The sequence below is a fragment of the Prevotellamassilia timonensis genome (assembly GCF_900106785.1).
GTDB classification, from domain to species: domain Bacteria; phylum Bacteroidota; class Bacteroidia; order Bacteroidales; family Bacteroidaceae; genus Alloprevotella; species Alloprevotella timonensis.
This window is the reverse complement of the sequence record NZ_LT629839.1, coordinates 152,434-164,041: the sequence shown is the minus strand read 5'-3', so window position 1 is coordinate 164,041 and position 11,608 is coordinate 152,434. Positions and strand designations below refer to the sequence as shown.

Annotated in this window: 5 protein-coding genes; all 5 read left to right on the top strand. The window is 52.1% G+C overall.

Features of this window, described 5'->3' with window-relative positions; translation table 11 throughout:
* Positions 1 to 1,177 precede the first annotated feature (1,177 nt).
* Genes BQ5453_RS01430 through BQ5453_RS14415 form a run of 5 tightly spaced genes read left to right on the top strand, consistent with a single transcriptional unit; the run spans position 1,178 to position 11,598 of the window.
* Complete coding sequence (locus BQ5453_RS01430) at positions 1,178 to 4,243, top strand: virulence factor SrfB (RefSeq protein ID WP_071121832.1); 3,066 nt, start codon at positions 1,178 to 1,180, stop codon at positions 4,241 to 4,243.
* A 14-nt stretch (positions 4,244 to 4,257) separates the two neighbouring features.
* The gene (locus BQ5453_RS01425) at positions 4,258 to 7,077 is read left to right on the top strand and encodes a virulence factor SrfC family protein (RefSeq protein WP_071121831.1); all 2,820 of its coding nucleotides are present in this window, start codon (positions 4,258 to 4,260) and stop codon (positions 7,075 to 7,077) included.
* 17 nt (positions 7,078 to 7,094) lie between these two features.
* Positions 7,095 to 9,806 (top strand): S8 family peptidase, encoded by a 2,712-nt coding sequence (locus BQ5453_RS01420; protein ID WP_071121830.1) that lies wholly within the window; start codon positions 7,095 to 7,097, stop codon positions 9,804 to 9,806.
* Between the two features lie 5 nt (positions 9,807 to 9,811).
* On the top strand, positions 9,812 to 10,906 hold the full coding sequence (locus BQ5453_RS01415) for a hypothetical protein (RefSeq protein ID WP_143033246.1): 1,095 nt from the start codon (positions 9,812 to 9,814) through the stop codon (positions 10,904 to 10,906).
* 23 nt (positions 10,907 to 10,929) lie between these two features.
* Positions 10,930 to 11,598 (top strand): DUF805 domain-containing protein, encoded by a 669-nt coding sequence (locus BQ5453_RS14415; protein WP_202614957.1) that lies wholly within the window; start codon positions 10,930 to 10,932, stop codon positions 11,596 to 11,598.
* The last annotated feature ends 10 nt before the right edge of the window (positions 11,599 to 11,608 follow it).

Here is an 11,608-nt window from a genome sequence, read left to right as displayed (position 1 = left end):
TCTCCCCGTTTTCTCGCAAAATACAGAGATATACACTATCTTTGTGCACATCAAGCCCTGCTACAGTTTTCATAAGCTTTTAATTTAATTAGGCGTTAGAGCCTGTTTTCCCACAAATATACGGGATTTTGGCAACATTTGCCAATATAGGAAACTGAAGCGGGCTTGATTTATGTTTTGCTGCGGTCCCTTTTTTATCTCGTGGGCATGTGATTGGAAATTCTCATCTTAATTTACATAAGATACACATAAGGCCGCTGCGCGGCTGCGGCCACGGACTGACGTCCGGGTGGCCTCAAGAGACATAAGGGCGGACGCCGTAGCGGAGGGGGCGGTGGACTGTTTTTGGGGTGACGCAAAGCGGGGTTTTCTGTTACGGGAGGGCGGATTTTTTGTTACGGGGGAGCGGATTGTGTACTAATCCGAGAAAAAAATCGAGGTGGCACGGGCGTTTTGATGGTGTTTTTGTGACGGGGCGGCTGAGGGTAGAAACATGATGGGCGGTTGGGCATGGAGGGGGTGGGCTCATACATATATATAATACTACGGCCTCGCGCGTATATTATTATATATATATATGTGCAATATTTGTGTATTTGCAGAATGGCAACCTTGGCGTGCAAGTGTGGAGTGACATTATGACGTGGAATAAATCCTTCCACTGCTACGCGATTGGGCTTTTGGGGAGTCAAGCATTTTGACAACTGCTATCTCTGAATGAAGTGTTGGTCATGGCGTTTATCTCAAATACACATACAACATTATTCTCCGTGTTAATGTTTGTATAAAATGGGGGGTAATTCCTAAACAATTACATTTGCATACATTTTGTCAGAATTAGTTTTCGAGCAGTAAAGCTAACGGGATAATGAGAGGATATACCGACTCTTTCAATCTGTTGATAATAAATAGAGATTGCAGACTTTGCAAAAATAGGAATCGACTCGTTTATCCATTAACTTATTGGTTTGTTAACCAATTCAGTCAACGTGTAAAGTATATGCTCAAATTTTGTTTATATAATGTAGGGTATCAGTCAATAAGTTTTGGTTTCGGCACACATAACTCATTGCGTCCACGCTTCGACCTTAAAATCTGACACTGGCACTACACCATTCGTATCAACAGACTTAGGGCATTTACAGAGACATATATGGTATAACTTTAGATTTTATATATGGCACAAGAGCACTCACTGATTGCCAATTCGGGCATTCAAGTTATTACGCTATCGTTAGACATAAACACCCAGGATAAATTTAAGATGTGGTATCATGAATGGCATGACACAGCTCAAGGCGAATGGCTGCTCGCGCCAGTACATGAACTGCGCACAGAGGACGCTTGCTATTACTATAACAAGCAGGAACTGTTTAGGGGTGGATATTTGAATGACTCGACTGCAGAGATAGATGTGAACGACTTGAAACTTGACGGTATCATGCCGCTCAGGATTGATGATGATAATTGTAATGGTGTGGAGGGTGAAATCTACTGCATGAGTTTTTCAGACCGCAGCAACGATTTAGCGTGTTTCGAGGGAGTGTGGCTTCCGCTGCCATACTTTTTCAAGCGTACAGCCAAGCGTTTTGAGTTTGGTCCGTTTAATTGGGCCCGCATGAAGTTGCTGCCTGCTGGTGAGGACAAAGGTATAAAGCATTACAACGTGGTGCTTGCGTTTGACACGCGAGCGTGCTACGAGGAGGATGGCTACATGGAGTGCCCGGTGTTTCCGGACGCCTTTAAGAATGACATGGACTTTGAGTTGTGCAGTAACGAGTTTATGGTGATGGATTATTGCTCGCCCGATAATAGCTGCAACTATGTGGACACTTATTTGTTGCATTTGGTTCACCCCGATGTACAACAGGTGCAGCAATTAAAAGGCACTCGCGTGCGCCGCACATCTTACATAGCCTCGTATGCATTTTTGATTAACTATCTTGCGCAAAAAGGAGCTTTGCCCCGAATAAAGCTGTACAAAGACACAGATGTGGAGGTGAAGGACGTGGACATGGTGGTTGACATTGGCAACTCGCGCACCACTGCACTGCTTATTGAGGACCATGCCAATTTCAACCAAGTGCGGCAACTTGAGCTGACGGATTATACCAATTTGGTGGTTGAAACAGACGATGGCCTTGCTGTGAACAAGCATGACAAGCCTTTTGACATGCGTTTGGCCTTTCGTAAGGCCAGTTTTGGTGATTTTGGCATGAAAGACAGCCGTCAGTTTGTATACCCCAGTTTGGTGCGCCTTGGCGAGGAGGCCAACACACTCATACATTTAAGCACGGGTGATGCAGAATCGCTATCGACCTACTCGAGTCCCAAACGCTATTTGTGGGACTGGCGTCCGAACAAGGAAGAATGGAAATTTATGGTGCTTGACGGCGAACCTGACAGCCACATACTGAACTTGCGCGGCATTACCAACCAGCTGAAGCGTGACGGCCAACTTGACTTAGGCGGCCATGGCGGGAGTTCGTTCCATTACTCTCGCCGCTCACTGATGACTTTTGCCTTTTTGGAAATGCTGGTACAAGCACGCACGCAGATAAATAGCGAGTCGTACCGTTCGGTGCGCAACGGATTTGGCAAGCCTTCAGTGCCGCGTCGTATACGCCGCGTGGTAGTAACATGCCCCACTGCCATGTCGGGAGTGGAGCGCGACGCGCTTGTGCAATGCGCCAAAGATGCGGTTGTGCTGCTTGAAAACTTTGGATACGATGATCCTGCAGACAACACCACTCCGGGCAAATCGGTTGAGATAGTGCCTGCAGTCACACCAAGAAGTGGCGAACGTGCATGGTACTACGACGAGGCCACCTGTGCGCAGTTGGTGTATATGTATGGCGAGGTCGGTCAGAAGTACAAGGGTTGCTGCAGCGAGTTTTTCAGCCTTTATGGCAAGATGGAAGATGGCGACACGCAGCCAAGCATTACGGTTGGGTCGCTCGACATAGGTGCCGGCACTACCGATTTGATGGTGAGCAAATACACCTATACTAAGGGAGACGTAACCACCATCACACCCGACCCGCGCTTTTACGACAGCTATTACTTTGCTGGCGACGACATGTTGCAGGCCTTGGTCAAACATGTCATGATACTTGGCCCGGAGAGTGCGTTCAGGAAGAAGTTGGAGGGCCTTACGGACAAGCAGTATCGTCAAAAGATGAAGGACTTCTTTGGCAAGGACTACAATGGTCAGACAGTAGCCGACAGAATGCTTCGCAGGGACTTTAACATTCAGTATTCGATGCCGCTGATGTGCCACTTTCTTGAATTGATGAAGGAAGGCAGCAAGAATTGTGTTGTGAAATATGCCGATGTATTTGCAGAATGCCCACCTAACGCGATGGTAATAAATGGTTTTGCTGAACGTATGGGCATAGATGTGACCGAGTTGTCGTGGCAGTACGACAGTGAAGCGGTGCAACAAATTGTGCACAAGGAGTTTGAGCCCTTGCTCAAGAAGGTGGCCACCATTATGTTTTCGTACGCCTGCGATGTGGTGCTGCTTTCGGGGCGTCCGGCATCGCTCCCGGCCATACGTGATATATTTTTGAAATACTACCCTGTGTCACCCAACCGTCTCATTGTGCTCAACAACTATTATGTAGGCGACTGGTACCCCTTTGGCGAGAATACAGGCCACGTTAAGAATGCCAAGACTATTGTGGCCATGGGCGGTGTGATTGGTCATTATGCTTCGGCACTTTCTAATTTGGACAAGTTCTCCATCAACCTTGACTTGCTTGACAAGCACTTGACGTCGACGGTCAACTACATTGAAGCCTCGCGCGACGGGCAGCCTATCGACTACTTGATTACTCCCGACAAGAGCTGTGGTGACCTGACAGTGAGCAGCATTCCGCTGACACTCAATGTGCGACAGATTGGTATGGACTCGTATCCAAGCCGTGCCTTGTATACGATAGACTTTAACCGTCACAAGATGGCCGACCGCATAAGGAAGAAGGCCCTGCTGAACGACGAGGGTTGTCCGACCGACGCCAAGGTGGCCGGCCTTGTGGGCGAGGCGGTGGATACGCTAAAGAAACGTATGCCGTTCAGGATAACCATTGAACGCGACGCAGACAACAAAGAGGACCTTAGCATCACTGCCATTACGGACCGTAACGACAACGATGTGACAGAGGGCAATTTGGAGGTACACATTCAGAGCCTTGGCATTGACGGGCAATACTGGCTCGACACGGGAGCATTTGACTTTTAACAAGTAGTTTCATCATGTTACAAGATATAAGACAACACATAGATTTGGTTGACGGCTCGATTGCGTGGGCCAAGGAGCACGGCAAAGAATCGTTCCCCTGCAACACGTTCAAGGACTGGCGACGCCGGCTCAAGCGCATATATGCGGCATTGGAGGAGAAGTGTTCGGTGGCGGCCTATGGCGAAAGCCAGGTGGGCAAGTCATACTTGATGAGCAGTTTGCTTTCATCGCCCAATTCGCCGTTTGTCATTACTAATGGTGGCAAGGCTTACAGCTTTATCGACGACATTAACCCAAGCGGTGGCAACAATGCCAAAATTGAGTCGACTGGCGTAGTGACACGCTTCACACTGGACGGGGGTAACCCTCTGATGCGCGACTACGTGCGTGTGCGCAACTTGTCGGTGGTAGACATCATTCTGCTTATAGCAGACTCTTACTACAACGATATCAAGATAGACCCCGACAATGTGCTGCGCTACGACGACATCAACCAGGCATTAGAGGAGATGAGCGCTCTGTGGTCGAAGCGCGTGGCTGTGCAGGACAAAATAGACGAGGACGATGTGAAAGACATTGTGGACTATCTGCACGACGTGACTGGCAATGCGGCCGGGGCAGTGAACCAGTCGAACTTTGGCAAGGTGGTGGCCCCGGTGATAAAGTATGTGCCTTACGACAAGTGGGTGGACGTGTTCGGCTTGTTGTGGAACCGTAACAAAGAGCTAAACCACCTGTTCGGTGTGCTGATAAACGAGTATAAGAAACTTGATTTTGAAACGGACGTGTATGTGCCGTTTGCAGCTGTGCTGCGCGACAAGGGCACGCTGCTCAAAATTGAGTGGCTTGACACGGTGTGTGGCATACACTCCGACACAGGTCATGACGAGATCTACACCGATGTATATGATGCACGAGGCAATGTGTTGGCGCGCGATTTTCACAAGGGCAACCTTTCGGCCCTGGCTGCCGAACTCACCTTTGAGCTGCCGGCCGAGCTGGCTGAGGATCGTCGTTTTTTGCACAAGCTTGACTTGCTTGACTTTCCTGGCGCGCGCTCGCGCGAGAAATATAAGGAGCGCGAGATAGGCTCAGTGTTGCCCAAGATGCTGCGTCGCGGCAAGGTGGCGTACCTTTTCAACAAGTATTCGCGTTCGCTGCGCATCAGCAGTGTGCTGTTCTGCCACCACAACGACCAAAAAGCCGAGGCTACTATTGGCGAGACCATTAATAGTTGGATTGAAGACAACATAGGCGCCACCCCCGAGGAGCGTGCACACATGCTGAACAGCACCAACGGCATTGCGCCACTGTTCATGATAGCCACTAAGTTCAACATCGACCTTGAAAGGACCAAGACCGACAATGTGTCGAACCCGGACAAGCTTGACGCCCACTGGAACCGCTTTGACACGGTGTTTCCTGAAATAATCAAGCCCGACACATGGCTTGACCACTGGGTTAAGCCAGGGGGGCTGTTCAAGACGGCGGCATTCCAGAACATCTATCCGCTGCGCGACTTTTATTGGTCGGGCAAGAACGGGGTGTTTGACGGCTATAGCGACGGTGTGGTGAAGAGTGAAGAAAAATGTGTGCATACCTTTGAAGACTACCCCGACTACTTTGACAATCTGAAGCAGAGCTTTATGCGCAATGAGTTTGTGAAACGTCACTTTGCCAACCCCGGGCAAACGTGGCATGATGTGGCCACAGTCAACAATGACGGTTCAAAGGCCATCATTCGCAATCTTGACGCCATAGCCGGTGTGCTTGATGCTGCGCGCTGCACGAAATATGGTACGCAGCTCGCCCAAATTAAGGACGAGATGTGCAAGGCCCTGTCGGTGTACTTTGAGCCAGAGGACAAGGAGGCCAAGAATCTGAAGGTAAAGCAAATAGCCAGTGACATAAGGTTGTCGCTAATACTGAGTGTGGGTGAGCGGCCCGAGGTGTTTGGGCGTATCATTGACAGTTTGATGGTGCCGGTAAGCGACCTTCGCGACATAGCCTACGACATTATTATATGCCACGCCGACACGCCCCGGGACTTTTCGATGGTGAACTTTGTGCGCAAGCAGGTTGACATTGACCCCACTGGCAACAAGGCCGACAATGTGCGCAAACTGTGCGAGTATTTTGGCTGTGACACGGCTCAGCTCGAACAGGCTCTGAAGGCCCGCGGCTGCACGGTGGACGAGGTGGTGGAGAGCCAGACAGAGACCCTGACCACCGTGGCCGATGTAGTGGCCAAGCACATAGTAGATTATTGGACGGGCTACATCAACAGCCAGGTCAAGATGCTTGAGCCTATGCTGCCCCATGCCGATGAAGTGGTGTTCATGCTTGCCTCGCTGCTCAAAAAGATGAAGTTGAGAAATGTGCTGGCCGAACGGATTGGGCACTACTGCAATGTGTTCAGCCCTGACGAGCAACTCAATGCCATAGCGGACTATGCCGCGCTCACGCTGAACAACTTTGTGAGTACCGCAGGACGCAGCTACATCAGCGACAGCGAGGCCGATGCCATACGCGCCAAGGCAGAGACGTGCCATATCAAAGTTGACCTCAGCCCTGCTGCATGGACTGTAAGTCGCAAGCCACAACCACTGCTGCAGACGCTGAGGGCATTTGACGCGGCCTCAGACATCAGCCATGTGGACAAGCACACACTCACGCAACTGCCGCTTTGGGACAATTTTCAGCGTTGGGAGAACCTGGTGACCATCGGCCTGCTATATGCCAGTGACATATCGCACACCGACCCTGTGGCCAACGCGCAGATTAAGCGCATCATTGACAGTTGCAGCAAACTGTATGGTACGCATAATGATTAACAAACAAAAGAAGATATATGGCAGCACACACATTTCGTGGCAAGCAAAGGTTGTGCTACACGGAGGTGAACGACTTTACCGATTTTCAAGGCATAGGGCATGACCCACTATACAGGAGGTACGACAGCGTGTTGAGCGTGGTAAAAAAGGTTGTGCCTCAGCACCTTTGGCACTTTCTTGCCACGCCCGACTACTTGGAGGACAGCGATCAAATATGCTGGTACGTGGATCAATGGGACGAACGCCCCACCCGCTTGAGCGAACTGTCGGGCCAAGAGCTTGACGAATATCAAGAACTGCTCAAACACACCGTCGAGGCATATAAAATGGCCGCTTCGGAACTGGACGGCGACGATCTGCAAATAATGGCCGGTGCCATCAAATATGCGGACTCTGGACAGGTGTACTGCGGCGACGGAAAGGTGTACCTTGTGGCATGGGGCATGAAGCCCGCCACACACCGGCACAAGGTGATTGGCACAGTTATTCACGACTATGACTATGTGAAAAAGTTCAAGGTTAGGTTCGATGCCGGCGCACATGGTTCCATTGCACCACTTGACAGAACCGTAAGCTTGGCAGGGGGCACCACGCTGACCGAAACAGAGGTGCCGCAGGTGACAGTTCACGAGGGCTGGACCCTGACTGGTTGGTTACCCGACATGCCTGTGGGACAGGTGGTGAATGCCGACATGGCCTTTACTGCCCAGTACGACCAATGTCCGCCCCCTGTGCCACCGCATGCTGAAGATTGTGCGCCCGATGCCGAAGAGGAGAATGATGGGGCGGACGATGAGGAAGAGAACACTTGCTACAACTGCCGATTTGAGGCTGGCGAGCATGGCACGCTGAACGGGCCTGCCACACTGCACAAAACCGCTGGCAGCACCATTGGCAGCAATGAGGTGCCTGCTGTCACGCCCCACAAAGGCTACCGCTTTACGGGGTGGAGCAGTTCGCCAATCAATGTCGCGGTTGATGGCGACAAGGTGTTTGTAGCACAATACGAGAGGGTGGTGCCATGGTATAAGCGATGGTGGTTGTGGCTCACCGGCAGCGGTTGCTTGAAATGGCTGCTGTGGCTGCTGCTTGCCCTGCTGCTTGGGCTGTTGCTCATTGGGGTGCTCAAGGGGTGCGAGGGTTGCACTGGCCACCATACCCCCGTAAATGGTGTGGTGCCTGCCGACACCCTGACGCGTGCCGACGGCAGCATGGTGGACGACAACGGCTATGCCCGCCCCGTGACGGGCGACGACGGCCAGTTGCCCGACGACGAAATGATTGTGGCCCCCGTCATGGGCGAGGGGGGCAGCGAACCGCCCATTGTTGAGCAGCCCGGAGCCCCGAGCATCATGGCCAACCGCCTGTTCCTGTTTATGGAGGAGGAGAACGACAATGTAGAGGCCCTTGCACGCGACTTTAAGCGCGCTTACCCTGGCGAGCAATACGGCATTATTGGCTATGACAAGGAGGTGAAACTGCTTGTTATACAAGTGCCCGAAGCCGAACGGAACCATATCCGCCAAACAATCAACCGCCGCATACCAGGGCACAAGTTTATTGTGTTTGACGAGGAGGTGTACGAACTAAACGGCCAGGCGAGCACCCAGTCTGAGCCGGCCGGCTGGCACCTTGGCGCCATTCACCTTAAACAAGGGTGGGCCTGTACCAAGGGCAGTGCCAACGTCAAAGTGGCCATCGTAGACGACAGCATTCAGGCTGGGCACCCCATGTTCAGGGGACGGATAGTTGACGCCTACAACGTGTTTACGCAGAACAACACGCTGAGCATGGGCGAAGGACATGGCACACACACCGCTGCACTGGCAGCGGGAAGTGCCGACTATTATAACAGAGGCGCCTCGGGCGTGGCCCCAGGGTGTCAGATTATGCCCATTCAGGTGTTTGACAACAAACGATGCCCGTTGTCGGCCCTGGTGGCCGGTGTGATGTATGCGCTGCACCACAATGCCGATGTGGTAAACATATCGATAGGCCCGTCGTTTAAGGGGCTGAATGTGCTGCCCGTTGAGCAGCAGGCCGAAATAGCGCGCACACAGTTTCGCAATGTGGCGCTGCTTTGGGCGCGTGTGTGCCAACTTGCAGCCCGCAAGCGCGCCATATTGGTGTTTGCAGCAGGCAATGACGACATACTCACCAGCATTCCGCCCGAGAACCGCAATGCCTCATCAATAGTGGTCACGGCTGTCGACCCCCGACTGTGTCCCACCTCATTCACCAACTACGGCCCAGGTTCAGACATATCGGCTCCAGGCAAGGGCATTTGCAGTGCCTTCCCTGTCAACACCTTTAAGATGCTTGACGGCACGAGCATGGCTGCCCCCATTGTGACGGGCACCATTGCACTGATGAAATCGCTCAAAAAGGACCTTACGGTGGCTCAGGCACGCAACGTGCTTTACCGCACGGGGGCTGCTGTGTACGGCAACATTCCCCCCATGGTGCTGGTTGACAAGGCGCTTGAGGCGGTAAGACAGGGCAATTTCAGTGCACCGGCCGAGCGAGCTATCACACCTGTGCCTGGCGGGGCGGGGGCTGGCGGCAGTTCACAGGCCAACCCCATTGCAAGCCCTGCTGGCAACATGCCCCCGCCCACCGCTGCAACGCCCCAGCCCGCAGGCGGCACGGACTACGATGCCATCAGGCGCAAGATTGCGGCTTACAAACAAAAGATTGAAGAACTTGAGAAACTCTTACCACACAAATAACAACCATGGCTAATAAAATGAACAACCAATATTCGTGGAACCAGACGCTAAAGTTTTCGTGGGGCCACATCATAGCCTTTACAGCACTGATATTTGCCAGTTACGTGGCCTATATGGGTGCATTTTACCAAAATGGCGGCAACTTTGGTGCTGCCGCCGTCAAGGTATGTTGCATTGACGTGGTGCTGCTTGGCACCTTTATTGGCGCGCAAATGTGCAAGGGCAGCGACCACAAGTTTGGACGTTGCATCATGGCAGAACGCGTGCTTATAATACTCTGCCCTGTGGCCCTTATATGGGCACTGATGCCTGCCAACCACTTTTGGACTGTTTTTGGCGAACGCGAGCAGATTGAAACAGAGTTTGAGCAGTCGATTGGCAAAACGCGGCAGATGTTTGACGGCTACGACCAGTATGCCAACAACCGCATAGCCCAGTACGAGGCCACGCTCAACACCATCAGCAGCCAAAAGGTGCTATACCACGCTGTAAGCGCCAAGGCGGGCCTTGACGGCACGAACGACGCCATGGTGAAAGCCAACTACATTGAGGCTCTCAGGCTGCAGCTGCTATCGGAGAACACCGACAGCTTGCGGCAGTCGGCCACGGCCTGGATTGACAAGGCCGAACAGGGGGTGAGCGTGTGGAATGCCTTCCTCGTGGGCAACGTCAAGCTCATTTCGTCGGCCATTGAGGGTTGGCACAACAAATTGAACGAAGTGTCAACCCCTGTGCTGAGCAATGAAACGGCCACGGGACAAGAGGTAATGCCTTACAGCGAGGCCGACCAATCATACGATGAAGCGCAGCAAAGCCTGAAGCAACTGAGCAGCATCTACACCAAAGCCGACGAGGGTGTGTGTATGGCCACCGTATGGAGCGGTGTGCTGCTGTATGCCATGCTGCTATTCCCCTACCTGTTGCAGCGGCGCAACGAAAAGGCCAAGGGCTACTACACGCTGCTGCCCGGGGGCAAGCATCGTGGACGCGGCAGCTCGCTTACGCCACAAAGGCAGAGCAAAGGGCGCAAACCGACACAACCAGCCCCCGCAAACAATCATGCAAACGACAACGACGACATATTTAGTGGAACCTTTTAACACCACATTGCCCATAATATATCATGATACAGAAGAAGAAATTGCTCAAAGACCTACAACAGTACTCTGCCAGCGAGATAGCCGAGGCGGTACGTAGCGGAGTTGTAACGATTTATGAGTTAGAGAAAGGCACAGAAGGGGCTTTCACGCCTTTGCTCCGAAAAAGGGTTGAGACCATTTTGGCCGCACCGCCCGAGCCTGCCGTTGAGCCTCAGCCCCAGAGTGTGCCAACGAACACGGTTGCCGTTGCACCGCCCGTTGCGCCCGTTGCCGAACCTGCTGCAGAGCCTCAGCCTCAGAGCGCGCTTGCGGACCATGCAGAGCCGCAGACTGACAGTAAGGGAATGTTCCGCAACCCATTCTCATTCAAGGGGCGCATACGCAGGCTCGAGTATGGGCTGTCGTTCATCATATATTTTGTCTTTATAGTAATTAGCCAGATAGTATCTGATGATATCATTTACAAATACGCTTACGGCGACGTATCAAGCGCTGAGTATCAAGGCTATCTTACGATATTATTGATTATCTCCATACCATTCTATTGGTTCTTCATTGCCCAAAACTGCAAGCGGTGCCACGATGTGGGGCATTCGGGCTGGAGCCAGCTTATTCCCTTCTACGTCTTTGCCTTGCTATTTGAACGCGGCACCATCGGTGACAACAAGTATGGCAAGAACCCTAAAGAGTAACATACATCAC